We start from the raw sequence: 26995 nt of genomic DNA on the forward strand, positions 1-26995 counted from the left end.
TCGATTTCGCATGGAATGATGCGGACTCTATGTCCCTGAAGCCTTGTCGTCGGCAGCCGTCGTTTCAACAAGAAGGTCTGCAGGTTTGTTGTGACGGATAAAAGCTTCCAGCCCTTCCTTGTCCGGGGTTCCTGTACTGCCTCCATAGGCGCCAACAGACATCGCTCCGCATACATTGCCATACAGCAGGCAGGTCTCCACATTCAGCCCCGTCAAAAAGCCATACATGTAACCGGCGTTAAACGAGTCCCCTGCTCCCGTCGTATCCACGGCTTCGACCGAGAATCCGGGGCTTACCGTTCGCAGACCGTCTTTCATCGCAACGGCTCCTTGGGCTCCGAGTTTAACAACGACATGGCGGCAGAACCCTGACATATAGCTTAAACTGTCTTCTACGCGAGTAAAGCCTGTATAATGAAGCGCTTCCGTTTCGTTCATCAGGAATACATCCATATAACGCATCAACTCGAAAACGCCTGCATACCATTCTCCGGTATCGTCCCAGCCTACATCGCAGGACAAAGTGACTCCCGCTTCTTTCAATTTCCGAGCCATTGCCACGAATTCGTCATGGTTGCGGCGTCCCCGATAACCGGTCACATGAACATGCCTGCCTAATGCGATCTGCTCGACATCCAGCTCCCCGACTTGCAGCTCGGCGTTGGATCCTATATACGTAATGAACGAACGGTCCAGCTCAGGATTAATCGCAATCGTGATGCCTGTACGGCTCGTTTGGCTAGTCTTGATCATACTGGTATCGATACCATATTGAGTGAAATGTTCCCGTATATAATGGCCGTAGCCATCATCACCAAGAACACCGTCAAACGCGACATGCAGCCCAAGCTTAGCCAATGAGATTGTGAATAACGCCGCCCCCCCGCCAACGTGCGTCATCATTTGATCAACGAAAATTTCTTGTCCGGGCTGAGGAATTTGATTACAGCCCACTACCACGAGATCAATATTGGCATCGCCGATGACAACGACATCAAACTTTGTACTCACTCCGCACTCCCTCTTCCGCTCTGTTCTGTTCTCTGCCTATCTCTCTTCCTGATATGCCCTGCAGCTGTCCCGTACGACGAGCTTATGAACCAATATCAAATCTTCACGCGGACTTGACGCAGGATCTGAGATGTAATCGATCAGCGTATTCACCGTAATTTTGCCCATGTCCTGAATAGGCTGCTCCATCGAAGTCAACCGCGGTCGTACGAGCTCGGTCAATTGGCTTCCGTCGAATCCGATAATAGATAGATCGTCAGGCACTTTAAGCCCATGGTCATGAATACAATTCATAGCGCCTACCGCCATATCGTCGCTCACGGCAAATACAGCGGTTGGACGGGGCTCACATGCCAGCAGTTCCTTCATCATGTCGTATCCGCTTTGGATTTTATAGTCGCCAAACCGGATATAATCATTCACAATGCGAACCCGCTGATCTTTAAGGGCATTGCGATAGCCGACATAACGGTTCTGACCTGAGGTAATGTCTCTCATATCCCCGCCTATGAAGGCAATCCGCTCATGTCCGAGCTCAATTAAATACTTCGTCGCATCATAGGCTGCCTCATAATCATCGATAATAACCGAAATGAACTTATGATCTACAGGTCTTACGCTTGAAAAAATGATCGGGATATCCAGTTTATGGATGAAGCTGCGAATGTCGTCGCTTAACTTCTCATGCATAATAATGATGCCGTCTACCCGCATCTCATGAAAGACATTTAAATATTTCAGCTCTTTATCTGTATCCTCTATAATATTGCAAACCAGCAGGTTGTAATCATTCAGGCTTGCCGTCTCCTCGATGCTGCTCAAGATCGTCGAATAGAAACTTGAGGTGAGATCGGGAACGATGACACCAATCAGGTTCGTCTTCTTCCGCACCAAACTCCTCGCGATATGGCTGGGCGCATAGCCAAGCTCCTCAATCGCAAGTTTCACTTTGGCCTTCAGATCGTCCTTCACGTACTTTTCTCCGTTTAAAACCCTGGACACCGTGGTGACGGATACTCCCGCTTTTTTGGCTACATCTTTAATTTTGGGCGCCATGATTATCATCCTTCCTTACTCGCAAGCACGAACATTTTTCTGCGTTATTCGACAAAAAGGGGCTGAGAGAAAGCTCCGAATCCGCCTTCCAAATAGACGGCGATACGGATATAGCCTTCATCTCCTTTATACGTATACTTCACCTGTTTCATTCTGCCGGTTTCCTCGTGGAGTATACGGCCATCCTTGCCGATCAGCGTTACATATTTATACATCTTATCATATAATGGGCTCGACCGAAGATCATAAATAATTTGACCGTCTGTGACCCGAATGCCTTCGAAGCCATAGCCTGTTGAAACGTAAAAGCTGCCTTCGCGAATCGCGGCTAGAATGGCCTCTTTGGTATTAGAAGCCGTCAAAACCATGTTCCAGGCACGCTTCTCCTGTCCGTAAACGTGGAAATCATCATTTCCGAAGCCCCATACCTTGCGCCCTGCGGACAAAAGAAAATCCCATTTATCAAAAGCAATGTCATATTCCGGATTTCCGTCGCCGTTCACAACCTCAATGCCATTGTACCGCTGCATACGCAGCATATCCTCATGCCGCCAATAATGCGAGAAGTACCGGTTCGGATGGGCCAGAATAGATAAACCGCCATGGTCCACACATAGATCGGAAAGCCTCTGATAATTCTCGATCGAAAAGACGTTGGAATACCCGTCCATCAGCGACCTGGGAGGGTGGACCAGCAGCATGTGCGTTTGAGAGCTGCTGACCTCAATCGCCTCGAAAACAGTTCCAATCGTGTGATCCCCCTCATGTTCAGTCATCACATCATGGTCGGAAATGCCCAGAAAATCATAATCGTGATACATGCGGTACACCGTCGAAAGCGGGTGATGCCCATCACTGTTCGTCGTGTGGTTATGAAAGCTGCCTCGCAGCCATTCGCCTTGCTTGTCATAGGGATTGATTATGGTCATCGTGAATTCCTCCGTTCCTTCTATTCTTTCACCGAACCGATCATGACGCCTTCGGCAAAATATTTTTGCACAAAAGGATAGGCACAAACGATCGGTGCGATAACGACCATAATCGTTGCCATTTTCAAAGAATTTCCGGTCAGCTGCATGTTTTCCAGCATTTGATACTGCGTTGTTCCTGCCGTTTGCATAAGCGCCTCCCGGATCGCGTCCTGTCTCGTCAACATCTCCTGCATTAAGGTGGACAGCGGGCGCAGCGTCATCTTCTGTACGAAAAAAGCTCCGGTGAACCAATCGTTCCAATGCCCTACCGCAGTAAATAGCGAAATGGCGGCGATAACCGGTTTACTCAGCGGCAGCATGATGCGGTGGAAGATCCCCAGATCGTTACAGCCGTCGAGCTTCGCCGACTCCTCCAAGCTAACGCTAATCTGTTGAAAAAAGGTTCGTATGATGATAATATTCCATGCGCTGTACATGCCGGGTATAAGATATACCCAAATGGTATTGGTTAAATGTAAGCTCTTAAGCAGCATATAGTAGGGAACAATGCCCCCGCTGAACAGCATGGTAAATACGATAAGCAATGTGAAAAAGCGTGATCCCGGCATTGTCGTACGCTTCAATGCATATGCGGCCATTGCCGTTAAATAAACGCTGGATACCGTTCCGACTACCGTACGGAATATCGAAATCAGAAATGCCTGTATGATGTTAGAAGATGAGAATACTTCCTCATAGTTCTCTAGCGTCCATACTCTCGGCCAGAAGTAAATGCCTCCGCGCTCCGCATCCTTACCGGCATTAAAGGAAAGCGCAAAGATATTAAGAAATGGAATTACAATGGACAAGCAGAGCACAATGATGACGCAATAGACCCCGATCTTAAACAGCTTCTCTCCAGTGGTGAGCTTGTAGAATGTGTTGCCCATCCTTGAACCTCCTTTGAGCGTTCCATGCTCGTTGGAAGCAGGCTGCTTCCATCTTCCATGGTAATGTGGGGAAGCAGCCCGATCCTCCCAAGCATCCTAACCGTTCTAGTTCACAATGACCTTTGTTTTGGGATCCGCATTTTTCTTCATTAGCAGTTCTTCATATTTATCCAGGCCTGCCGACTTCAGCTGAGCCGTGGCCGCATCGATGATTTTCTTCGCTTCATCCAGATTTTTCGCGTAGAATGCACGGATCATGCTGTCATCGTATTTCTTCAGCGCATCCTTTAATTGCGTTTCTTGCTCGAATTCGCCTAGGAAAGCAAGCGGTTGATAACCATCGTTCAGCTTGGCATTTTTGCGTTTCTCCTCGTATCCCCACATCTCGACAATCTTGAGCGGTCCCGCATTCGCCTCCGGCGCAGCGGCGTCCCCGTACTGCATTTCATTAAAATCGGCTTGGCGGTTCAAGTCCGTGCTTCCCAGGTAGCTGCCCCAAGAGTTGCCAACGCCATCGAAGCCAAGGGCTTTCGCGGCTTTCGGATCTTTATTTTTCAGTTCAAGCACTTCTTTCTTCACGATCGGATTGCCCTTGGCATCCAGCGTATAGTCCCTTCCTTCAATCCCGTACTGCCAAAGCAGCTTGCCTTCGCGGCTTGCCAGGAAATCGGCGAGCTTGACGATATCTTGCGGATTTTTCGTCGTTTTCGGAATCGACCAGGCCATATAGCCCGTTTTGTAATCCAGCTGCATTTGGTAAGGACCATCCACGCTGTTCATGGGGCCTAGCGGGACATAGTGCGCGTCTTTATTAAATTCTAGATAGTTGTGCATATCGGCAATGATCGCGTAAGAACCGTTCAGAATGCCTTCCGTTCCGCGATTCTCTTCCATGGTATAGAACTCCGGAACCATCAATTTTTCACTCAGCAGCTTTTGCACATAGGCGACTCGTTTCATCGGATATTCCGTCTTGCTTTCGTGAACAATCTTGCCGTCTTTCGTCTGGTGAATCCGCTGCTCATCAGCTCCCCAGACCAAATCATTATACAGAGCGCCAACTTCTCTTCCGCCCCAATATCTCGGTCCGATCGGATAGACGTCCTTGCCGTTCTTATCCTTGAAACCGCCGGCTTTAATTTTCTTCGCCAGCTCATATAACTGATCCGAGGTTTGGATCGATTTGGGATCAATCCCAAGCGCATCTACGATATCTTTGCGGATATAGGGGCCGCCTACATACTTGGTTTCCTGGTAACCGCCTTCCCGCGGAATGTTCATATGGATGAAATACGACGAGCCTTTAAATTCGGGACGGAACATCACCCCATACTGCGTATCCAAAGGCAAGTATTTATCTTGCAAATACTTACTGTAGATGCTGCTGTTCTTGATCAATGGGGTTAAGTCGGTGAACATCCCTTCCCGAGCGCCCTTCAGGATGACGGACATTTCTTTCCGGCCGCTATTGTTTAAGTAATAGAGGATAAAGTCCGGTAAATCGTTCGACGCAAGTCCGGCCGTTAACGCATCGATGGCGTGATCGGCTGTTACCCCTTCGAGCTGCAAGGTAATGCCTGTCATCTCTTTAAGCTTCTTGGCGATTTCCGGATTGATATCCTTAGAGAGGTCGTCGCTGTCAATGAACAGCCGGCCTTTGATCGTGCGGTCGGCGATCCATGTCGCCGGCTTTCCGGCTGCGCTTGGTTCGTTAGCCGGTTGACTATCCTTCGTAGCCGCCTGATCCACATTGTCTTGACAGCCAACAAGCAGCATGACGGAAGCCAACGAAAACAATGACCATTTCATCCATTTCTTGCTCATGAGCACTCCCCATTTCACCTATTTTTTTATGAAACCGCCAAGGTTGGCGCTTTTCAACAGACTTCATATGGTATCGCTACCATACTGACGTTTCTGAAAAACGGCGGGCTATGCGATTAGCCGCAACGACCAGAATCAGTCCGATGACGCCCTGCAGCATGCCGACTGCCGTTGCATAACCATATTGTCCGCTCTGTAGGCCAACGCTGATGACGTAGGTGTCCAGAATTTCCGAGACGTCCATGTTACCTGGCGTTCTGAGCAGATAGAGCTGGTCATAGCCGGCAGACAATATGCTGCCCAGCGATAAGATAAACAAAATCATGATGGTAGGCCTAATGATCGGGAGCGTTATGTTCCAAATTTCGCGCCATTTGCTTGCGCCGTCAATTCTTCCGGCTTCGTACAGCTCCGGATTGATCCCCGCAATGGCCGCCAAGTAAATAATCGAATCCCATCCGACCGTCTTCCAAATATGGCTGCCGAACATGATCGAGTAGAAATAGCTTTGTTCCATTAGGAAAAAGGTGTCGCCATTACCGCCAAACGCTTTAATAGCTTCGTTCAGTAAGCCTGTATCCGGAGCCAGCACTCTTTGGATAACCCCTACGACGATCACCCAAGATAAGAAATGGGGCAGATACGCAATACTCTGGGTTATCCCCCGAAAACGCTTACTTTTAACCTCGTTAAATATAAGCGCAAGGATGATTGGAAACGGAAGGCCGAGAAATAATTTCATAGAGCTAATAATCACGGTGTTAGCGATCAGCTTGCCGCTCTCATAGCTCTCGAAGAAGGTCTTGAAATACCGGAGGCCGACCCATGGGCTGAGAAGAATGCCTTTATTGAACTGGTACTCCTTGAAAGCCAGCAGCAGGCCCCCCATCGGGATATACGAGAAAATGATAAAGAAAACAATACAAGGAAGCAGCATCAGATACATGTACTTATGCTGGATGATTCTTTTTCTTAATTCTGCATGCTTCCTCTTCGCTGCCTTGCCTGCCTTCGCTGTGGAGAGATCTGTTTGCATGGTCTAACCACCTTCCCCAACTTTGTTCACAAACACTGGTATCGATTCCATATTGATCATGCCTTCCTCTCTTAAAAAACTAGAAAAACCATATTTCATTCTGGTACCGATTCCATATTGTTCATCATGGTTCTGGTTTTTAGTATATAGCTAACTTTTCCATTTGACAATATGAATTTTTAAGCGCTTTCATGAATATAGAACGGAGACAGCAAGAGAACCGGCAGCATCCCGTAAGATACCGGCCGCTTCTCTCATCATGCGCCTTATTGTCCGCTCTTTACCTCCGCCAGCATCGACAGGTCGACGAACGGACTCAAGTCCAATTCTTCCGCCTTTATCCCCTTCAAATACCGCGCGGCAATCGACACCTTCGCCATATCCTCCATCACCTTGACGTCGACGTCGGTGGTCAGCTTCAAACGGCTGAGCGAGGCTTGAATCAAGCTCTTCTCCATTCCCTTGCCGCTGTACTGCTTCAGCTGGTTGTTGATGAGCCCGTAAGCCTCCTCCGGGCTCTTCCGTATGAACGCGATGCCGTCCATATTCGCTTTGATCGCGCCCTTGACGATATCCCGGTGCCGCTGAATGAGCTTATCGCTCGCCACCATGATAACCGTCGGATAGTCACCGCGATTCGGCGGGATCGCCTGCCAGTCGACGACGACTTTGCCGAGTCCGGCCTTCTCGATCTGCGTCCCCCACGGCTCGGGGACGAGCGCCGCGTCAATTTCCTTCTGCCGGAAGGAAATGAGCGCGTCCGACGGAGAGCGCACGATGAGATGCGCGCTTCCCGCATCGCGCGAGATCGTGATGCCTTCCTGCTGCAGCAGCATCCGCAGCGAGATTTCATTCGTATTCCCTTTGGACGGGATCGCAATCGTTTTATCCACTAAATCTTTAACCCCGTTAATTCCTGCGCCATTCCGGGCGACAAGCACCGCACCGCCGTTGTTGGAACCGGACACCACGCGGAAGTTCCCGCTCTTCAGGAAGAACGTCGTTGCCGGACCCGGGCCGACGAAGCCGATGTCGATATCGCCTGTGGCCATCGCAATCGACAAATCCGAGCCGTTATCGAAGGCGGTGACTTCGATCTTCACATCGTCGCCCCACTCCCTGGCGAAGTAGCCTTTCTCCAACGCGATGTAGGCAGCGGCGTGCGTGACATTTTTGAAGACGCCAACCCTAACCGTTGCCGGCTTGCCTGTGGCCGTCAGCTTCTCCTCGCAAGCGCTCAGCGTCGTGACAATGAACAGCAGCAGCAGCATCCATGCTATTTTTCTCATGCGACCGCTCCCTGCTTAAGATTTCGAGCCTGCGAGGCCGTAGCGCTCCAGCACTTTATCTTCCAGTTTCTTGAAGCAGAAATGGTCGGAAACCGTCCCGAGCACAGCAATGATAATGACGATGCAGAGCATCAGCGAAGTATCGCCGAGGTTCCGTCCGTCCTGCAGCAGCTGGCCGAGACCCGCCCCTTTGGCGATGAGCTCCCCGGCCACGAGAGCGCGCCAAGCAAAAGCCCAAGCCGTGCGCACCCCGTTGATCAGATGCGGGAACGATGCCGGAATCATAATCTGGACGAACAGCTTGAAGCCGCTCCCCGTTCCCATTGTCTGTGCCGCCCGCAAATAAATCGGCGGGATGTTCTTGATCCCGGTGCGGCTCGCCAGCGCCATCGTCCACGTTGCGCCCAGCGTCGTAATGAAAATAACCGATGATTCGTTAAGACCGAACCAAATGATGGCGAAAGGCAGCCAAGCGATACTCGGAATCGTCTGCAGCGACACGACTAGAAACCCTAGCGTATCGTCCAGCAGACGGTAACGTGCGAACAGGAAGCCTAGCGTCGTGCCGACTGCCAAGGATATGACGAAGGAGACCAGCAAGCGGATCATCGAAGCGACGGAAGCTTCCAGCAGTTCCCCGTGGACGAACCCGTCGTAGAAAGCTTGCAGCGTCTGGGTGACCGAAGGGAATTTCCACCCCCAATCAAACAGCCTAAATCCCGCCTCCCAAGCTATCAGAAGCAGTACCAGAAAAATCGTTCTTCTTAATGCGGTACTCATCACCCGTCTCCTCTCTGACCACCTTCTCCAGTTCATCCGCTAAGGCATCCAATGCCGCATTCTCCACATGGTGCAGCAGCGGATCCGCGATATCCCGCGGCCGCGCCGCCTGCACGGCAAACTCTTTCTTAATGGTGCCGGGACGTGTCGACATCACGACAACCCGGTCGGAGAGAATGACCGCTTCACGGATGTTATGGGTAATGAAGAGAATCGTTTTACGAGTCCGCATCCATATTTCTTCCAGTTCTTTATGCAAAATTAGACGGGTCTGCTCATCCAATGCAGCAAAAGGCTCATCCATGAGCAAAATCTCCGGATCCATCGCAAGCGCTCTGGCAATCGCCGCACGCTGCTTCATTCCCCCAGAGAGCTCATGCGGATACCGGTCCGCAAAGCGGCTGAGATGCACCGCCTTGATCTGCTCCATCGCCCGTTCATGACGCTCCTTCTTGGGGATACCCTTCTGCTTGAGGCCGAAGGCCACATTGTCCAGCACCGTCAGCCACGGGAACAAGCCGTGCTCCTGGAACACAACGACGCGGTCGGCCCCCGCTCCCGTGACCTTCTTGCCGTTCACCTCGATCGTGCCCTCACTCTGCGTGTCGAACCCTGCGACCAGATTCAGCACGGTAGATTTACCGCAGCCGGACGGTCCCAGAATCGAGATGAACTCCCCTTTTCTGATCGTCAGCGTAATGTTGTCCAGCGCCTTGTAGCTGCCTCCGACTCTCTGAACGAACGTCTTGCTGACTCCTTTGATTTCGATCAAACCGCTTCCCCTCCCCCGGGTATGTCCCGTCAGCCTTGCAACTAGAACAGCATCTTGATTCCGGCCAAGCCCAGTCCGATTATGAAGCCGCAGATGGCGCCGTTCACCCGGATCCATTGCAAATCTTTGCCGACCTTATCTTCCATCAGCTCCGTCAGCTTCTCGTTATCGAATTTGTCGAGATTTTCTTTGACAAGCTGGCCGATTTTGCTGTGATTTTTCTCCAAATAAGAAGCGATCTGATCCTGTACCCAGCTCTCGCCGCGCTGCAGCAAGGCCTCGTTCGCCTTGACCGTTGCCAGCACGTTGCGGATCACCGGCACCACATGCGCAGGAACGAAATCCGGCTGTTCCACGAAAGCCAGCGCTTTCTCTTTAATGCGTGCGAGCAGCCCCGACAGCTTCGCGTCCAGCTCAAACATGTCCGGCAGCTTCGCTTTGAGCGCCTCGAGCTCCGCCAAGAGCTGCGGATTCCGCTCCAGCTTGTTCAGCTCGCCCCGAATGAACGACAGCACGGCTTCCCTGCGGGGATGATGCTTCATGCGCAGCTGTTCGATGTAGGACAGCAGGAAGTTCTGAATGATGCCGCCGATCTTCTCCTCGTTGACCATGCCGATGAACGCATTCACGGCGAAAGCCATGAACCCGTTGGACTGCAGTCCCTCGAACGCTTTGAGCGCCATCGCGCCGAGCTGGTCCCGCGTTTCCGCTTTGAACGCCCAAGACTCTACTTTATCGAGGACGAAATCGAACGTTTTGCTGTCATAGCCGCCTTCAACCACCGTATCGACCAGCGTGCGAACGAGCTTGCCCGTATCGACGTCCAGCAGCGCCTGGCGCAGCTCCTCTGCGAGCAGCGGAGTTAATTTCTCAAGATCGATGGCCAGCAAGGCCTGTGTGGCGAGAGCGCTCAACCCTTTGTGCAGCGACGCGTTGTCCAGATGACCTTCCGCCAGCTCCAGCCCTTTCTCAAGGAAACGGATTTGCTGCAAGCGGGCACGGATCGTTTCTTTGGACAGCAGCTCATTCTGAACCGTGGACACGAGCGCATTCGTAATTTTCTCGCGGTTCTTCGGCAGCAGGGCCGTATGCGGAATCGGAATGCCCAGCGGGTGACGGAACAGGGCGCTAACGGCGAACCAGTCCGCCAATCCGCCTACCACACCGGCTTCAAAACCGCCTTGCAGAAAGCCTCCCCACACCGTGGAGGATACGGGCAGCGTGGCCAGGAAGCCGGCTCCCATCACGCCTAAGGAGACCGTCGCTATATACTTAGCTTCTTTTTTCATTGTCATAACATCTCTTTCTGCTCCATATTCATCAACCATTCCTTCTATTTTACCACAAAATCCGACGAAAGCTGTTCTCGATCCTGAAACTGCCGAATACATTTCGGTATGGGTAGTATCGGCAGGGAATGGAATGAAGTTAAGATGCTTAGGAGGAACGTTTCCATGAGTCTAAATGAAACCATCACGCCCTGGCAGGAACATTTGTTTTGGGTGGAAATTTTGCAGGATCACGCCATTTTTGTGGACGAGGCGCTGGCCAACGAAGAGGTTCAGTGGATCACCGTCGCCAAAAGGTACATCGCCGCCTTCACCGAACTGCGGAACCGGATTTTACGAACAGACCCGTCGCTGCCGGTTTCATCGGAAACCATGATTCAGCTCTCTAAGGATATATACCCCATTGCCCACGGTTATTACCAGTTCGAAGGCCACTTGCAGCATTTACGCATTCAAAATAAAGTCGTGATCTCCATGACCCCGGTTTATTTCAACGGAACTTTGCTGGAGAACGGCGAGTACCTGCGGATTCTGCACGCTTGGATGAACGGCGTCAACTATGAGCCCCTCCCGCTCGTTGCCCTCATCGAGATGTGGATGGAGGATCAGCTTGGGCACACGGTGCTTCTGGGGAACCATCTGGATCCAACGGAAATGGAGCTGCTCAAAAGCACGCAGCAGTACGGGCAGCAGTTCTCCGCCCATATTGTCAAAAATACCGCCATGCGCGGCTTCCTCCGCTTCACGGCGCCGGGCTTCCCCGTCCAGCAGAAGTTCGCCAGACAGGTCGCCGAAACGACGATCGGCTTCTATCACGTGGTGGAGAAGGTGATCAACGACTTTCAGCATACGGAGCTGCTCAGCAAGCTGACGCTGCGGTTCCTGGAGCATCACATCCCGGAGACGTGCTATTTCCTGCGCAAGCTGGCCGCTTATAATGTGGAGATTCTGGGTCTGCCGAATTGTCCGCTCACGAAGCCTTCTTTTGAATAACAAAAACCGTCTAGCCAATGGCTGGACGGTTTCTTTGGGCTTGATGACGTGGGACACCGGCCGCGGCTGGCCGATCATCGTTCGCCTTCCCACTCCGCGTAGAACTGCGCGAGATACTGCTCCATGAACCGGTGCCGCTCCTCCGCGAGCTGACGCGCGTAGGCCGTGTTCATCAGCTCCTTCAGCTTCAGGAGCTTCTCGTAGAAGTGATTGATCGCGGTATCGTTACCTGAGCGATACTCCGCAGCCGTCATGTGCTCTCGCACCATGACGGAAGGGTCGTGAATCGGGCGGCCCTTCCAGCCCGAATAGGCAAATACGCGCGAGATGCCCACCGCGCCTATCGCATCCAACCGGTCGGCATCCTGCACGACCTGGCCTTCCAGCGTGCGCATAGGGGGACGCGCGCCGCCTTTGAACGACATCGTGCCGATGATCTCGAGCACGTGGTCCACCGCGGCTGCCGGCGTGCCGCTGTCAGCCAGCCATGCTTCGAGCTCGCGCTGCGCGGCTGCCGGATCCGCGTTCAGCTTCTCGTCCGCGACATCGTGAAGCAGCGCCGCAAGCTCGCAGACGAACGCGTCGGCGCCCTCCCGGGCGGCGATGCGCTTCGTCGTCTGCACGACGCGGTAGATGTGCCACCAGTCGTGGCCGCTGCTATCGCGTTCCAGCTTCTCTTTCACCAGCGCTTCCGCCGATCGTAGAATGCCCTCTTGCCGTTCGCTCATCCCATGTTCTCCTTGATGCTGATACGTCATTTCTTCTTTTTCCTCTTTCCTTCACCGGGTTTGTTTTCCGTCGATTTCTCTTCGCTCGCTTTGTTCTCGCGGGTCTTGCCTGTTGGCGTCAAGCCTTCGCCGGACTTGTCGTCCGCCGGCTTCCCCTCGCCCGCTCTGTCAATCGGTCGCTTCGGCGAATCCGCAGCAGCAGCGTCTTTATCTTTTCCCGTTGTGTATTTCTGAATGATTTTTTTGAAGTTTTTGCCGTATTTATCCTCCAGCTTGGCGCCCATATCCTGCTGCAGCTCGTGAATCACCACATCGTGCCAGAAGCTGTTCAGCAGCAGCTCCACCATGGCGGGATGCTCCGTCAGCATTGCGAGCGTCTGTTCATCGCCTCCGCGAGTGCCGACGATCGCCAGCTTGCGGTCGATTAATAGCGTGAATTTGCGCCCCTTGCGCTCGTTCCACGCCGCATCGCGCTTATGCGGGAACTGCGGAACGCTGCCCGGCAGCGGCGTATCGCCGACCGACGAGACCAAGAGACGCACGCCCTGCTCCGGCACCTTCCGCAGCTCTTCCTTCAGCAGCTGCGCCTCCTGCGCCCACAGGTCGCAGAGCACTTCCTCCCTCGCCTTGCGCAGCTCCTTCCGAATGCGTTCCATCACCTTGGCGTCGCCTTCCAAGCTGTAGTATTCCGACCGGTGCGCATCCTGCTTCGGCATGTGCTCCTTCACGTAGCGGATTGATGCTTGCAGCTCCGCTTCAATGCGCTCGCCGATCTCTCCGATCGGCACGCTTTGGTAGTGCGTAGGCTCCCCATGGCTGGTGAGCACCGCGCCTTTCTCCGCCAGCTTCTGCAGCGCGGAGTAAACGTTCGAGCGCGAAACGCCAAGCTGCTTGGCGATTTCGTAGCCCGTCTGAGTGCCGCATTCGGCGAGCACGTGCAGGCACTTCGCTTCCAGATCCGTGAAGCCGAGATTTTTCAAATGCTGCAGCACATCCTCCATGCCAGCTCCCCCTTTAACATCGGTGCATTGTTGCGATATTGTATCATTCTTCCTGCAGGCTGCATTGTCCTTCTCGGCTCTTGGCTCGCGCAGCGTAAGAATGAATTTTTTTCATTGCGTTTTTTGTTGACAATGAAAATCATTATCACTTATTATGAGATTGATAATCGTTATCATTTAACTACATCGTTCCTATGGAGGGATATTCATGCCAAAAATTATTATCGTGTACGCCAGCATGTCAGGGAATACGGAGGAAATTGCTGAAGAAATCGCCGATGGCATTCGCGAAGCAGGCATTGAGCCTGTCGTGAAATCCGTTATGGACGCCAGCGGAGCGGAATTGGAGGCGTATGACGGCATTTTGCTTGGAGCTTACACGTGGGGCGACGGCGATCTGCCGGATGAATTCGAGGATTTCTACGATGAGCTGGACAGCCTGGATCTTAAAGGCCGCAAATCCGGTGCATTCGGATCAGCGGACTCGTCTTACGATCATTTCGGCAAAGCCGTAGATACGATTGAAGCTAAGCTTGCTGAACGGGGGACGGATAAAGTGTTCGACGGGATCAAAATCGAGTTGAACCCATCCAAAGAGGAAAAACAAATGTGTCGCGAGATCGGCGCGAAATTTGCTGCCGCCGTCGGTGTTACGGCTTAATACGGGCGGGCTTGCTGTTCCGCCGGGATCTGGATCTGGATCTGGATCGGGTTCGGGTTCGGGTTCGGGCTTGGGCTTGGCGCGATCCCCACAACTCTCCACATCCTAACGGACCATAAGGACTCTATTTGGCCAAAAAAGCTGCTTATTCCAGTCTAACGGACACCACAGACGTTATTTGGGTTAAAAACATGGCTAGCATGCATATTCGGAGCAAATAGCGCCTCCTGTGTCCGTTAGATTCTGCAATATCGTTAATTTCGTTAAATAACGTCTTCCATTTCCGTTAGACATTCGCCTATAGTTGCTTCACTGATCCTCGCGGAGGCCGGAGAATTCGCCTATCGTTTCAACATATAGATCGCTTGGGGAATTACAAGCCAGAACCCGGAGACAGGCATACAGATCGCGCCTATTATGGAGAAAATGAGTATCTGCCAGCCGACGAAACGAGGAATCGGAATGCTTTGCCGAGTGGTCAACCAGCGCAGCATCCGCGCAATGTTCCATAGAAGCACCCCAAAGAACAGGAACCAGATTGCATTGGATCTGTCGATATCCCGGCCGACCGCATTCCATACTCCGGCTGCGGCGATGTCACTGACCGGCTTCCAGAACAGAATTAACCCGATCGCCGTGTGTAGATAAGCAGTCCACTCCAGCATCCACCCGCTGTGTTTTTGAATCCCCATGCTCATCTCCCCCTTCTCGTACAAACTTATTCCTCAACCGGGATCTGCTTCGACCGTTCTTTCTTCCGGGGCTGCTCGTCGTCCAAACGTCCAATCGCCGCATCAAGCAGCGAGCGGACTCCGAGCAGCACCTCTTTCTCCGCTTGCCGGAAATGGGTTCTGGCTTCTTCTGGAACGAGTCTTGCCACCACGATATTCTTCACTTCCTCCAGACAGCTTACGATATCCTCAAGGTCTTGCAGGTTCGTGCGTGCGCTCATAATCGTTTCCTCCTCTTTTTTATTCCACTAGACCAAACCGGACCGTCAGTACGCCGTCCTCCAGCCGGGCCGCTTGCACTTGGCGCCCCAGCAAAACTCTCGGCAGCGCAACGATGCGCTTATAGCCGCCGACCTGCAGCGTTAACTCATCGCCTTTTTGATTCAATTGCAGCTGCTTCTTCTCGGTGAAAGGCAGCGAAATCCGAAGCTCATAGCCTGCCTCCGCTTTCTTCACTTCCTCCAGGATTCCCCGATGCAGAATGGCCCCGCAGGCCCGATCATCAAAAGCCGCAGCAGCAACACGCTCGAGCATATCCTTGCCCACCACCTCAAGGGGCATAAGCGGCACCCGCAAGATCGGAAGCGGATGGAAGCAATGCTGGATTTCTTCCTCGTACCGGTTCTGAATTTGTTTCCACTGCGCGAAATACCCGCCTGCCGCCTCTTCGGACAACACTTTATTGACGATAACCGCATCGGTGTGAAAGCCGTATAAGTTCAGGCTCGTCAAAGCTCTCCGGGCTTCCGCTATCACCATCTTCTCCGGGTTGACGACCAGGCGAATGCTTGTAACCTCAGGGTCGGCGATGACCTGCTGCAGCTTCTCCAGCTGTTCGACGACTTGGCTGAAGCTATCCATCACATCGTCTCCGGGCAGTTCCAAGCCTTTGGTAACCTTCATAACCGGACGGGCCAGCTTCAGAATTTTGCGCTCGAATGGGAAAATATTGCGTACCCACCACTTGAGCAGCTGCGGGTAGCTTAGGAGCCGTAAAGTCTCTCCTGTCGGCGCGCAATCGACGATAATCGCATCGTACAGTCCGCTTTCCGCATGCTCCTTGATTCTTAGCAGAGAGAACAGCTCCTCGAAGCCCGGAAATATCATCAGCTCTTCCGAACCGATGTCATCCAAGTTGGCCCATTGCATGAAGCTCGTGAACCAACTGCGCACACTTCCCCAATGCCGCTCCGTCTCCTTCAAGCTATCGATCTCCTGCGCCCATAGCCGGTCATGGATGAGCATGGGCTCTGGCCCAAGCTGGATACCCAATGAATCCGACAGACTGTGAGCGGCATCCGTGCTCAAAACGATCGTTCGTTGGCCTTCGGCTGCCAGCCGGTAAGCTGTCGCTGCGGCGATGCTCGTTTTGCCGACGCCGCCTTTACCCGTATAGATAATAATGCGCATGACGGATCCCTCCATTAGTACGATTTCGTAGTATTTGAATAAAAAAATTACTCGATCTCAATGGATCTCAATTTCGGAGATTTCACCGGCTCCTCCGGTTCCGCGTTATGCTGTAACGCTTTGGCCACCTTCAACGAAAGACGAATAAACTGCTGTAGCTCCTCGGCTGACAGCGCGCTTTCGATCCGGCCGAACATCTTATTCATCGTGCCGAGCGCCTCTTCGGCGATCAACTCCCCATCTTCCGTCAACCGATTGACGATAATGCGCTGGTCCTGCTGCGACTTCTCTCTGTAGATGTAACCTTTGCGCACAAGCCGTTTGGCGATACTCGTCACCGTGCTGAGGGGGGCTCCCAAGAAATCTGCCATTTGGGACATCGTCAGCTGTTCATGGAATTTCAGTAGCAGCAGAGCGGCAAAATCCGAACTCGTAAGCTGCAATTCCAGGTGTGACGTGTCGGGGAACACACTAAGCGGACGCAGACCATTTTTGAAAAAAAGCTCGAACAGCTGCTGCATGGGCATCCCTTTCTTCGAATAAACTACGATATCGTATTAAATTGACTACCCCTAATTTACTACACATTCGTAGTAATTGCAAGCGGCATTTGGCTTGGCATCGCAAAAAAAAAGGACCGGAAACCGGCAACTACGCCAGCCCGATCCCTTCTTTTACAATGTCTCCACTTCGGCGATTTCGATATACGCCATACTCTTCAACTCATCGTATACTTCCGAAGCGTATTTACGGTCAATGAATACGATGAAATTGAGCTCTTGCAGCTCCTGGTTCAATTCCTTGATGTGAACGCTCTTCATTTTATAACCTTTGGCAATAATGGCCTTAATAATTTCCGTTAAATTAGCTTCGTGGTTGACGACGAGCCTCACCCGCAAATCCTTCATCAATAGCGGTCTTGGCCCCATTTTCTTAATGAAATATGGCAAGACGACAACACTCACCATAATGAGCAGCAGGCCGAAGAAAGCTTCTATAATAAACCCGGCTCCCACCGCGATCCCCAGGCCCGCCGCGCCCCAGATCAACGCCGCCGTCGTTAGCCCGATAATGACATCGTTATGCTTTCGCAGAATGGCCCCGGCGCCCAGGAAGCCGATCCCGCTCACCACCTGCGCCGCAAGCCGCATCGGGTCCATCACATGCAGCCCCGCGACTGCATATTTATTCGCAGATTCGATCGATACGATCGTCAACAAACAGCTGGCTAAGCAGATGACTAGCGAAGTTTTGAGCCCGAGCGGCTTATTCCGGATTTCCCGTTCAAGACCGATAATTAAGCCAAAAACAGCTGCGATCCCTAATTTGATCAAGTCCTGAGCATCTACAGTTAGTACCATCGTTGTGGTCTCCTCTATGTCAAATCGAATGTTAAAGTTAGCATTTACAATATCTTAACATTTCCAATCTGTAAATAACCATAAGTTAATTACCACGTTTTTCATGTGTGCAAACAAAAAAAGACCGGGCTTGAACAGATCCGGTTTCTGGGTATTTAACTGCGTTTAAATCCCCTCACCAAAGCATAGACAAAAAAAGCCCAACCAGAGTTTCCCACTCTGGCCAGGCTTTAAATCCGGAACCGGTACCCCGCTCCCCAGATCGTCTCAATATATTGCGGATTCGAAGGGTCCTGCTCGATCTTCTCGCGCAGCTTGCGGATATGCACCGTCACGGTCGCGATTTCGCCCATGGCGTCCATCCCCCACAGGAGGTCAAACAGCTGCTCTTTGCTGTACACCCGATTCGGGTTCATCGCAAGATGTGCGAGCAGATCGAACTCCTTCGTCGTGAAGACGACTTCCTTCTCGTTCACGAAGACGCGGCGTGCAGTCTTGTCGATCATCAAGCCGCGTATGCGAACCTCGTCGTTCTTCGCTTCGCGCCGCCCCATCAGCCGTTCGTAACGGGCAAGATGCGCTTTGACTCTGGCCACCAGCTCGCTGGGGCTGAAGGGCTTGATGATGTAATCGTCGGCGCCGAGGCCGAGGCCGCGGATTTTATCGATGTCTTCCTTTTTGGCGGAAACCATCAGAATGGGAATGTCCTTCTCGCTGCGTATGCGCCGGCAGATTTCGAAGCCGTCGATCTTCGGCAGCATCAAATCGAGAATGATGAGATCATACTCCGCGGCCAGGGCCATCTGCAGCCCCTTATCGCCACTGTTCTCGATATCGACTTCATAGCCGCTGATCTCCAAATAATCCCGCTCCAGCTCGGCAATGCTTTGTTCATCCTCAATGATTAGTATGCGGCTCATGCCTGATTCTCCTCCTGCCGGTTCAGCGGCAATGCCATGTAGACGGTCGTGCCCATGCCGATCATGCTCGTTGCGCCGATACGGCCGCCGTGCTCTTCCATGATTTGTTTGGCTATCGCGAGCCCAAGCCCGCTGCCTCCGGTCGCCGTGTTGCGCGAAGGATCCGCCCGGTAGAACCGGTCAAAGATATGAGGCAGTGCCTCCTCCGCGATCCCATGTCCGGTATCTTTTATTTGAATGACGGCATTGCCGTCGATTTCTCGAAGTGTCAAGGTAATATGGCAGTTGCCTTCATCGCTGTATTTGATCGCGTTCTCGATAATGTTCAGCAGCACCCGCCGCAGCTTATCCCGGTCGGCCGTTACGATCAGCGGCTCCTTCGGCAGCTCAGCCAGTGTGAAGCGGACGCCTTTCTTCTCCATATCGAACTGCAGCTCCTGCGCGCAATCCAGCACATACTGACCCAGATCTACGGACTCGAACTGAAACGGCACTTTGCCCAAATCCAGCTTGGAGAAAAGGAACAGTTCGTCAATGAGCCGGTCCATATCCGCCGCTTTCGTATAAATCGTACGAATATACTTCTCCAGCTTATCGGGGGAATTCGTGACGCCGTCCATGATGCCGTGGGCGTAGCCTTTGATGGCGGTCACCGGCGTTTTCAAATCATGGGAAATATTCGAAATGAGCTCCTTGCGGTTCTCTTCATATTGCAGTTGAACTTCGACGGATTTCTTCAGCTTGCGGCGCATTTCTTCGAAAGCCCGGCTAAGCTCGCCGATTTCATCGTCTGATTGCGGCACGACCTCGAAATCGAGGTTGCCGTCCTTGATTTCCTCCGCCGCCCGTTTGAGCGCCCGAAGAGGCCGAATAATGCTTCGCGAAACGAAGTACGTGAGCACCCCATTCGTGACAACGAGAATAATGACGAATGTTAAAATGACCGATTTGGAAAACTGATGCAAATATTTCTGGAAAGGGCCCCCGTCCAGAAACACGAAGACGGATCCTTTGCTTTTATCGGAGAAGAGAAAATCCTGCTGCCGGGTTACCCAGAATGAAGCCTGATTCCGGTGGAATTGACCGGATGAAGTGCCGAAGGCCGGGAGCTTGGACGTATCCTCCGCTTCACCTTCTTTGAGATAGGGGGAACTGTACGTAATCTCTTTGTCTTTGCGAATGATGATGCCCATATTGATTTTGTGGAATCGATCCTCCAGGTCCTTGATGAACACGGGGTCGAGGAATGCGTCAGGATCGGTTTCCGTTTTGGCTTTCATGTACGCGACATTGTCCAGTTCCTGTTCGACAACGCGCTTGATCGGATTGCCTTGGGAGAAATCGACCTGAAAGCCCGACTTCAAACTGCCGAACGTCGCGATGGAGATTAGGATCACGGCCAGCCCCAGAAGGACAAGGGGTACGAGCAGCATGGCGATATATGAAAGTACCAGCCGTAAGCGAATCGACATCGAAGTCAGATCTCCTTTTTATCAAACACATAATAACCTGCTGTAAAAAACAATATACTACACGCTATCAAAAACATAAAGATACTACTCACCTTGCCGAGCGCTAGTCCGCTGCCGATCCAAAGCATATGCCAATCCGTGTAAGCCGTAGGCGAATACATGGCGATCTGCGGGATGAAGAAGGCCGCTACTTTGAAGGCTAAATAGAGCAGAATGCTGACTGTGAGCGCCGAGGAGGAGCTGGAGAAGAATTGCGCCAGAAATACAGCGCCCATACTGAGCACCAGCAGCGGAAGGAAAGCTGCGCCGTAGGCGAGGAACCATTTGGCAATCGCAGATAAGCCCCCGAAATGCTGGAAAAACAGCGCCGACACGACGGACGCCAGCAATCCGGCAGCCAAGTATAGCGCGATGAAAATACCCAGCGCCAGCTGTTTGGATGCGAACACCTTGATGCGCGTGATTGGCCGCGTGAGCGTGTTTTTCATCGTGCGGTCGCCCATTTCCCCGGCGAAGACGTCCGCGGCGCCCATGAAAATGAAGAGCGGCAGAAAGATACTGCTTAAGAGTCCCAACATAATGATGGGAAAATCCTGTGAGGCGATCGCTCCAATCCCGATACCGCTCTGAAACCTGGACAGCAGCAGCCCTGCGATGAGGGGAAGCAGCAGCGTGAAGGCCAGGAAGAAGAGCGTTTTCTTCTTGTACGTGATTTTGAGCGATTCGTTCCACAGGTTGGCTGTTAAGCTATGCATGGGCGACCGCCCTCCTAACTTCTTGAATTTCGCGCAAATACGCTTCCTCCAGCGACGCGCTGCCTAAGGCTATTTCTGACACGAGACCTTCGCGGACCAAACGGCCTTGATGAATGATGCCCATTCGGTTGCACATCAGCTCCATCTCGTGAATGAGATGGCTGGAGATCAGGAAGGTGATGCGCTCTTCCTGTGCCAGGCGCATAATGATCTCGCGGATATGAACCATGCCCTCGATGTCGAGACCGTTCGTCGGTTCATCGAGGATGAGCAGCTCCGGCTTCGACAGCATGGCCGCGGCAAGTCCGAGCCGTTGTTTCATGCCGAGCGAGTAGCCCGCCACTTTCTCCTGCTGATACGGGGTAAGCCCGACGATGTCCAGAACTTCGTCTATGCGCCGCTTGGAGACACCGGGATAAAACCGCGCCGCCAGCTCCAAATTCCGTCTGCCGCTCATGTAGGTGTATGCTTCGGCGGTTTCGATCAATACGCCTACCTTCGCCATCGCCTGCTCGTACTGCGCGGAGACGTCGTAGCCGAACAGCTTCACCGTGCCTTGCTGCGCCCGGACAAGGCCGGTCATGATTTTCATGACGGTTGTTTTGCCGGCGCCGTTCGGCCCGAAGAACCCGTATATATCGCCCTGCTGTACCGTCATATGGACATCATGGATACCTCGCTGGTTATTGTAAACTTTCGTCAGATTCATAATTTCAACGACTGGCTTCATGCGTTAGCCGCCTTTCAAGGAAATAAGGAGGTGAGCGCCAGATTTCGCACAGCCTCCTTGGTGAAGCGAATTAGTTGCTGCCGCCCCAGTTTTTGTGGGATTGTTCGTGATCAAACTTGACGGTTTCCAGCTGTTTGCCCGTCAAATCCACCGTATCCGGCGTTGTCGAGTTCAGGCTGGACAGCGTCATATCCACGCTCAGCACCACATCGTGCGCCGCTCCCTGTGCGTCTTTGCCGGAAATATGAATTTGTGCGGTTTGGTTCGTAATATGGTTATCCGCGTCAACGCTGGCGTTCACCTCGACTTCATCCATTTTGATGTCGGAGGTCAATTGCGGCAGGCTGTTCTTGAGCGTCGTTATATCCACGCCAAGCGTATCCGCCTTGGCCGGCACCGGATGGCGACCGTTCTCGATGGTTGCATGCTTGATGGCAAGGGAACCGATGGTGTTCATCACAGGTGAAATTTGGCTGCCGGACAATTTAAAATGAATCTCTTTCACATTGCCCGCAGCTTCATCCATGGTCACATAGTTTTTCAGGTTGCCTACGAGGGCGTCGACGACGTTTTCCACTTCGCTAACGATCTGCGGGTCTGGCGTGTGAGCTTCACGATCTTTGAACTTGCGGCCCATCCCTTCGCCTTCCAGCAATTTGTAGGTCTCGGAGTCGTCTGTTTTGATGATGTGCTTCCCGTCTTGGTTGTAGAAGTGAATCGTCTGCTCGTCATTGCCGCTCTTCACGGTAACCGCAGCGCTTCCCGCTTGGTTGTCGCCGCTGCTCTTGATCGTCGACTTGACGTTCAACAGCTCAGCGCCGTTATCTTGAAGCGTTACGTTGACTTGGCGCGTGACATTATGAACGGCCGCCGTCTGCTTCACTGCCGACTTGAACGTTTCATATCCCGGGGCGTCGCCCACTCCCGCATATACGCTCGTTACCAGCATCATGCTGCCTACCGCTACACCCAATCCCATCATGGCTAACTTTTTATTCATATCTTCTTGGCCTCCGCGTTCTCTAACGCTATATCTGATTTGGATGCGTCTCTCGCTTCCATGTAACCACCTTATCCTCTCGATCTTAATAGCCACTAAATCACCTATTAATTCACCCTAAAACAATTCTTAAATATTTCTAAAGTGAGAGGAGGCTGGTGGGGGAGCAGTATGTGAGCGGGGCGATATGTTGGCGAAGGATCAGCGAGTGAAAGGCGGGACGTGAACCGGCGGTGGATAATCAGCGAATGAGTGAAAGGCGGGATGTGAAACGGCGGTGGATGATCAGCGAGCGAACGCAATGCGGTGCGCGATCCGTCGGCGGATGATCAGCGTGTGAGTGAAAGGCGGGGTGTGAACCGGCCGTGGATGATCTGCGTGTGAGCGGACAGCGGGCGGGGTGGAGAGCGACATTCTATATGAAAAATAGAACACATTTTCCCCTTTTCGGCGACAACCCGCTCATTCTATTCGAAAAATCATATAGATTTCGCTCAACGCGGAAAATTTCGCCGATAACCGCCCGCTCACAGTAGACGAATCCGCGCAACAAATCACCCCGCACAAAAAAGGCAAGCAGCCCGCTCACCCTTTTCATCAATATTGAGGTTCCTTGTCTTTTAATTTGAGCATCCCCGAATGCCTGAGCTGAACTTCGACTTGGATATCCCCCAGCTGGTACCCTTCCAGCGGCTGCGTACCGTTCAAGGTCAGCTTCGCCCACGACTTGAAGTCCTGCTTATACAGGGCATGCTCTAACTGGTACACATCGACACCGCGTTTCCTGCCTTGCTCGAAGGTCATTTTAATTTCTTCCGCTATTTGCTTTTCAGCCTGTTTCTGCAAAAAATCCTCAGGTACATTCTCCGTGACTTCCACCGAGACTGCCTTGCATTTCACGTGGACATCGAAGACCAGAGCATCGCTCTTGTGCAAGGTTATACGAGCCTTCGGTTTATTGATCGACAACGTATGGATTGGCTTATTATCCTTGTAAATGACAAGCGGGGAACGAGCCGTGTTTCTCTCCATCCACCGGTCCCCCGTAAACTGGCTCTCGGATAACCAATTCACTCGTTCATGCTTGCCAATAGCGTAAACGCCGTTCACTTCCAATTTAGGGTCCGGCTTCTGATTCCTCGTCCAGACGTCGTCCCGGATGCTCAAAGTCGGTATCATGAGGGTATAACCCGGCTCACGCAGCAAAGCCGCCACTTTATACAACCGGAATGGACGAATATAAGACCGCTGGCGATAATTTTCTGTCGGATTCATGAGGATGGAAGACATTGGCGAGACATTGAAAAATGGAATGATCGTAAATATCGCTTCGATCGACTCATCCGTGCTGTAAATCCACTGTGTGAACCTCGTTTCGCTGTATCGTACGGAGCCGTCCGTGAATTTGCCGATACCTTGCTTAAGTGCGCTGCTTGAGAACAAATAGGCGCTGACATGCCCCCAAAAAACGCGCTGCTGAGTCGTCTTGTACAATTTATTAAAAGCATCGTTAACCGTATCTCCTTCTTCGCGGCCTACCCAAATTTGCGGCGGTTGGGATGCTTTGCTCCCCTCTTGCTTGGCAACAGAAGCGAAATCCAGCATTTGACCGTAGACGATGTAGCGGCCTTTCTGATAATCAAATCCGATGGCCGTCAAATAATTGGTGTCTTGGATGGTTTTGATGTCCCAACAGCCTGTCTGGCTAACGATTATCAGCAACCCGGCCGCCATCCGAACCAAGCGTCCCATCTTCATGAGGCGCCCCCGTTCTGACGCGTGTCATCTTTCGGACTCAGCATCTTCGGTCTATGCTTCATACTGCGGAATGGTTTAGCGAGTATAGCCGGAATCATTTCCTTGAAGCGAGGCGGCGACAACGGCGACAAGTAGGGAACTCCGAACGACTCTAACGTCGACATATACAGGATAAGCCCGATCAAAGAGACCATGAACCCGTATATGCCAAAGATCATCGATTCAAATAAGATAAGTATCCGCAAGATCGTCACCGTACCCGCAAGTGCCTGATTGACAAGCGTGTACATCGAGATAGTCGAGATTGAGGTAATGACGAGCGTCGTCGGACTTGTTATCCCCGAACGTATCGCCGCATCCCCGACAATTAGCCCGCCGACAACCGTCACGGTTTGTCCCACGACTTTCGGCAGTCTCGCACCTGCTTCACGGAACAGCTCAAACAGCAGCAGCATGATCACAAAATCCAGTGGTCCTGACATCGGAAGCCCCAGTCTGGACGCTGAGATGGTGGCGACAAGCGAGTACGGAATTTGATCCAGGTTGAAGGCGGATAGCGATATCCAGAAACCTGGCAGCAGTGTGGCGACGACCAACCCCCCTAACCGAAGCACGCGTTCGAACGCCACATAGTAATAGGGCGAATGCACATCTTCCGGCGACTTCAAAATGAACATGAGATTCGCAGGAGCCATGAGAACCATAGGCGATCCGTCCACAAGGATGGCGAAGCGGCCGCGCAGCAGGCTGTCCGCTATGAAATCAGGTCTTCCCGCATAATCGAGCAAGGGAAAGAAATTGAACTTTTGCTCCGTTAACAATTCCTCCAGTTGAGCGCTGGAAATCAAGGCATCGAGATCGACGGCCTGCAGCCGGCGTCTTGCGTCCTCGAGCACATCCGAATCGATCACATCGCCCAGATACATAAGAGCTACGGATGTATGGCTTCGTTTGCCGAGCGTCATCCGTTCGCAGCATAGACTGCGTGTTAACAGTCTTTTGCGAATGAGCGCGATATTCGTCGTAATGTTCTCCGTGAACGCATCCCGCGGTCCTTTAATGGAAGTCTCCGTATTGGATTCTTCCGGGGAGCGGTTCGGCGGGTTGGACAGATCGAGGCTGAAGAAACGCTGCTCCGCTTCGAATAAGATAACCAAGAACCCTGAATAGACTTGAAGCGTCATCGTTGCGACCGCATCAGACCCCGTAATTTCCTGCATTTGAAGCAGCGTCGGAAGCGCCAGCCCGGACGTGCCTCTCTCTCTCCGTTGGTAAATAAACCGCTGAAGATGAGGCACCACCCGCTGTTCAATATGATCTTTGTTGATCATACCGTCGCAGTACAGAAGCACCACCTTATGACCGGGTTCATCTTCGGTTAAAGCATAGCTTTTCACGATTACATCGGCCGATTCGGCGAACCATTCCCTTACCTGTTGTTCATTCACTTCGTCACCTTCTCCTTTCGCTTACCAGGCAAGATGGACAGCAGCAGCAGGACACCGAGCAGCCCGGCGCCTACAGGGAACATCATGGGGTAATACCAGGTTTGGATAAAATACACCATCTGATTGTCTGTGATCGGCAGGAGACATACGGATACGAAGAGGAGGCTGATACCGACCAGCAGCAGCGTACGGCTGCTTTTCTTGCGAATCATCAGTGCATCGATGATGATAAACATAAGCATAGACATCCGGACGCACGCACCAGAGATCCATTGGAAGATAGACAGGAAATCCAAATGAGAAATATATTTCCCGAGCGTCACCATGCGCCATTGTTCAAACGCCGGATATCTGAGCTCTTCCCCTTCGAAAGGACCGAATATGGCAATGGCCCCGATCAACGGACCAATGGTCAGTCCTACCAAACACCCCCCGATGATGAGCAGCGCCGGAAGCTTAATGCGGGTATCGACGTGGTGTTGAAGGAAAACGATACTGATTAGTTCGAAGGACGCGCCGCAGGATAAATACAGCGTTTGGATGGTGGGACCATAGCCATGCGTAAATAGAGGGGTAAGCAGGCTGTAATCTTTGTACTGAAAGTTCGCCCCCATGACAAAATAACCAAGCAATACAACGACAGGCAGCAGAATGCCCGAAGTAATCGCAATGGCCCGAATCCCTTCACGCGCGGCAAAGAAGCAGAACAGCATAAACGCAAGAGAGATCATAAGCGGCGGTGTTCGGGGCAAATAAGAAATATGGGTCCAAGTCACCATATCCTGCAGGGTAATGGCTGCATGCGTCCCCGCAATGCCGATGATGATGAGCTTCAGAAGGGACGTGAGGAAGCTTCCGTATCTCTGGCGAACCCAGAGCAGCATATTTTGCTGTCCGGACCGCCGGATGACGATAAACAACAAGCAAATCCATACGAGCGTAGGCAGAAGGGAAAGCCCCGCTCCGACCCAGGAGTCCCGTTTGCCGTAATGCAGCAGAACAGGGATTAAGAGCACGTGATCCGTTATCGCAATCGAAATAATGATGACGTAATACAGTTGAAGCGCCGTAATTTTCTTATGCATGACCGGCATGGGAAATCCCCCATT

Annotated in this window: 27 protein-coding genes; 2 read left to right on the forward strand and 25 right to left on the reverse strand. The window is 52.3% G+C overall.

Annotation, left to right across the window (positions count from 1 at the left end; genetic code table 11):
- Nucleotides 1-27: 27 nt before the first annotated feature.
- From PUT07_RS06510 to PUT07_RS06555, 10 genes are all read right to left on the reverse strand, one after another.
- A complete protein-coding gene (locus PUT07_RS06510; protein WP_274467010.1) occupies nucleotides 28-1011 on the reverse strand; it encodes a carbohydrate kinase family protein in 984 nt (327 codons plus the stop codon).
- Between the two features lie 36 nt (nucleotides 1012-1047).
- Nucleotides 1048-2067 (reverse strand): LacI family DNA-binding transcriptional regulator, encoded by a 1020-nt coding sequence (locus PUT07_RS06515; RefSeq protein WP_274467011.1) that lies wholly within the window; start codon nucleotides 2065-2067, stop codon nucleotides 1048-1050.
- A gap of 44 nt (nucleotides 2068-2111) precedes the next feature.
- Nucleotides 2112-2996 (reverse strand): phosphoesterase, encoded by an 885-nt coding sequence (locus PUT07_RS06520; protein WP_274467012.1) that lies wholly within the window; start codon nucleotides 2994-2996, stop codon nucleotides 2112-2114.
- A 20-nt stretch (nucleotides 2997-3016) separates the two neighbouring features.
- Nucleotides 3017-3928, reverse strand: a complete 912-nt coding sequence (locus tag PUT07_RS06525) for a carbohydrate ABC transporter permease (protein WP_274467013.1) — start codon at nucleotides 3926-3928, stop codon at nucleotides 3017-3019.
- A 105-nt stretch (nucleotides 3929-4033) separates the two neighbouring features.
- Complete coding sequence (locus PUT07_RS06530; protein ID WP_274467014.1) at nucleotides 4034-5752, reverse strand: extracellular solute-binding protein; 1719 nt, start codon at nucleotides 5750-5752, stop codon at nucleotides 4034-4036.
- Nucleotides 5753-5828: 76 nt separating this feature from the next.
- Nucleotides 5829-6788, reverse strand: coding sequence for an ABC transporter permease (locus PUT07_RS06535; protein ID WP_274467016.1), 960 nt, complete (start codon nucleotides 6786-6788; stop codon nucleotides 5829-5831).
- A 266-nt stretch (nucleotides 6789-7054) separates the two neighbouring features.
- Entirely contained in the window at nucleotides 7055-8077 is a 1023-nt protein-coding gene (locus PUT07_RS06540) for an ABC transporter substrate-binding protein (RefSeq protein WP_274467017.1), read from the reverse strand.
- Between the two features lie 15 nt (nucleotides 8078-8092).
- A complete protein-coding gene (locus PUT07_RS06545; RefSeq protein WP_274467018.1) occupies nucleotides 8093-8857 on the reverse strand; it encodes an ABC transporter permease in 765 nt (254 codons plus the stop codon).
- Nucleotides 8790-9629, reverse strand: coding sequence for an ABC transporter ATP-binding protein (locus PUT07_RS06550; protein ID WP_274467019.1), 840 nt, complete (start codon nucleotides 9627-9629; stop codon nucleotides 8790-8792). The genes PUT07_RS06545 and PUT07_RS06550 overlap by 68 nt, the downstream gene beginning before the upstream one ends.
- 41 nt (nucleotides 9630-9670) lie before the next feature.
- Entirely contained in the window at nucleotides 9671-10918 is a 1248-nt protein-coding gene (locus PUT07_RS06555; protein WP_274467020.1) for a DUF445 domain-containing protein, read from the reverse strand.
- A 165-nt stretch (nucleotides 10919-11083) separates the two neighbouring features.
- Here PUT07_RS06555 and PUT07_RS06560 point away from each other — a divergent pair, with 165 nt between their 5' ends.
- The gene (locus PUT07_RS06560) at nucleotides 11084-11911 is read left to right on the forward strand and encodes a DUF2935 domain-containing protein (RefSeq protein WP_274467021.1); all 828 of its coding nucleotides are present in this window, start codon (nucleotides 11084-11086) and stop codon (nucleotides 11909-11911) included.
- Nucleotides 11912-11985: 74 nt separating this feature from the next.
- Here the strand turns inward: PUT07_RS06560 and PUT07_RS06565 are convergent, their stop codons facing one another.
- Together PUT07_RS06565 and PUT07_RS06570 are read right to left on the reverse strand one after the other, a co-directional pair.
- Nucleotides 11986-12639 (reverse strand): HD domain-containing protein, encoded by a 654-nt coding sequence (locus PUT07_RS06565; RefSeq protein WP_274467022.1) that lies wholly within the window; start codon nucleotides 12637-12639, stop codon nucleotides 11986-11988.
- Nucleotides 12640-12665: 26 nt separating this feature from the next.
- On the reverse strand, nucleotides 12666-13640 hold the full coding sequence (locus PUT07_RS06570) for a TrmB family transcriptional regulator (protein ID WP_274467023.1): 975 nt from the start codon (nucleotides 13638-13640) through the stop codon (nucleotides 12666-12668).
- Between the two features lie 208 nt (nucleotides 13641-13848).
- Between PUT07_RS06570 and PUT07_RS06575 the strand changes: the two genes are divergently transcribed.
- Nucleotides 13849-14301, forward strand: a complete 453-nt coding sequence (locus PUT07_RS06575) for a flavodoxin (protein WP_274467024.1) — start codon at nucleotides 13849-13851, stop codon at nucleotides 14299-14301.
- 341 nt (nucleotides 14302-14642) lie between these two features.
- On the opposite strand, the gene PUT07_RS06580 is transcribed toward PUT07_RS06575, so the two are convergent.
- From PUT07_RS06580 to PUT07_RS06640, 13 genes are all read right to left on the reverse strand, one after another.
- Nucleotides 14643-14993, reverse strand: a complete 351-nt coding sequence (locus PUT07_RS06580; protein WP_274467025.1) for a DUF6463 family protein — start codon at nucleotides 14991-14993, stop codon at nucleotides 14643-14645.
- A gap of 26 nt (nucleotides 14994-15019) precedes the next feature.
- Nucleotides 15020-15253 (reverse strand): hypothetical protein, encoded by a 234-nt coding sequence (locus tag PUT07_RS06585; RefSeq protein WP_274467026.1) that lies wholly within the window; start codon nucleotides 15251-15253, stop codon nucleotides 15020-15022.
- 19 nt (nucleotides 15254-15272) lie between these two features.
- Nucleotides 15273-16442 (reverse strand): ArsA family ATPase, encoded by a 1170-nt coding sequence (locus tag PUT07_RS06590; protein ID WP_274467027.1) that lies wholly within the window; start codon nucleotides 16440-16442, stop codon nucleotides 15273-15275.
- Nucleotides 16443-16489: 47 nt separating this feature from the next.
- The gene (locus PUT07_RS06595; RefSeq protein WP_274467028.1) at nucleotides 16490-16963 is read right to left on the reverse strand and encodes a MarR family winged helix-turn-helix transcriptional regulator; all 474 of its coding nucleotides are present in this window, start codon (nucleotides 16961-16963) and stop codon (nucleotides 16490-16492) included.
- Nucleotides 16964-17116: 153 nt separating this feature from the next.
- Nucleotides 17117-17803, reverse strand: coding sequence for an MgtC/SapB family protein (locus tag PUT07_RS06600; RefSeq protein WP_274467029.1), 687 nt, complete (start codon nucleotides 17801-17803; stop codon nucleotides 17117-17119).
- Between the two features lie 230 nt (nucleotides 17804-18033).
- Nucleotides 18034-18723: a response regulator transcription factor gene (locus tag PUT07_RS06605; RefSeq protein WP_274467030.1), complete on the reverse strand. Its 690-nt coding sequence runs from the start codon at nucleotides 18721-18723 to the stop codon at nucleotides 18034-18036.
- Nucleotides 18720-20195, reverse strand: coding sequence for a sensor histidine kinase (locus PUT07_RS06610; RefSeq protein WP_274467031.1), 1476 nt, complete (start codon nucleotides 20193-20195; stop codon nucleotides 18720-18722). Before PUT07_RS06610 ends, PUT07_RS06605 begins: the two co-directional genes overlap by 4 nt.
- Nucleotides 20196-20200: 5 nt before the next feature.
- On the reverse strand, nucleotides 20201-20950 hold the full coding sequence (locus tag PUT07_RS06615) for an ABC transporter permease subunit (RefSeq protein ID WP_274467032.1): 750 nt from the start codon (nucleotides 20948-20950) through the stop codon (nucleotides 20201-20203).
- Nucleotides 20943-21680 (reverse strand): ABC transporter ATP-binding protein, encoded by a 738-nt coding sequence (locus PUT07_RS06620; RefSeq protein ID WP_274467033.1) that lies wholly within the window; start codon nucleotides 21678-21680, stop codon nucleotides 20943-20945. The genes PUT07_RS06615 and PUT07_RS06620 overlap by 8 nt, the downstream gene beginning before the upstream one ends.
- Before the next feature lie 70 nt (nucleotides 21681-21750).
- Complete coding sequence (locus PUT07_RS06625) at nucleotides 21751-22680, reverse strand: hypothetical protein (protein ID WP_274467034.1); 930 nt, start codon at nucleotides 22678-22680, stop codon at nucleotides 21751-21753.
- A gap of 597 nt (nucleotides 22681-23277) precedes the next feature.
- Nucleotides 23278-24438 carry a Ger(x)C family spore germination protein gene (locus tag PUT07_RS06630; RefSeq protein WP_274467035.1) on the reverse strand — a complete coding sequence of 387 codons (1161 nt, stop codon included), beginning with the start codon at nucleotides 24436-24438 and terminating at the stop codon, nucleotides 23278-23280.
- On the reverse strand, nucleotides 24435-25886 hold the full coding sequence (locus tag PUT07_RS06635; RefSeq protein WP_274467036.1) for a spore germination protein: 1452 nt from the start codon (nucleotides 25884-25886) through the stop codon (nucleotides 24435-24437). Before PUT07_RS06635 ends, PUT07_RS06630 begins: the two co-directional genes overlap by 4 nt.
- Entirely contained in the window at nucleotides 25883-26980 is a 1098-nt protein-coding gene (locus PUT07_RS06640; RefSeq protein ID WP_274467037.1) for an endospore germination permease, read from the reverse strand. Before PUT07_RS06640 ends, PUT07_RS06635 begins: the two co-directional genes overlap by 4 nt.
- Nucleotides 26981-26995 lie beyond the last annotated feature (15 nt).

This window comes from Paenibacillus sp. MAHUQ-63 (assembly GCF_028765165.1).
Lineage (GTDB): Bacteria > Bacillota > Bacilli > Paenibacillales > NBRC-103111 > Paenibacillus_E.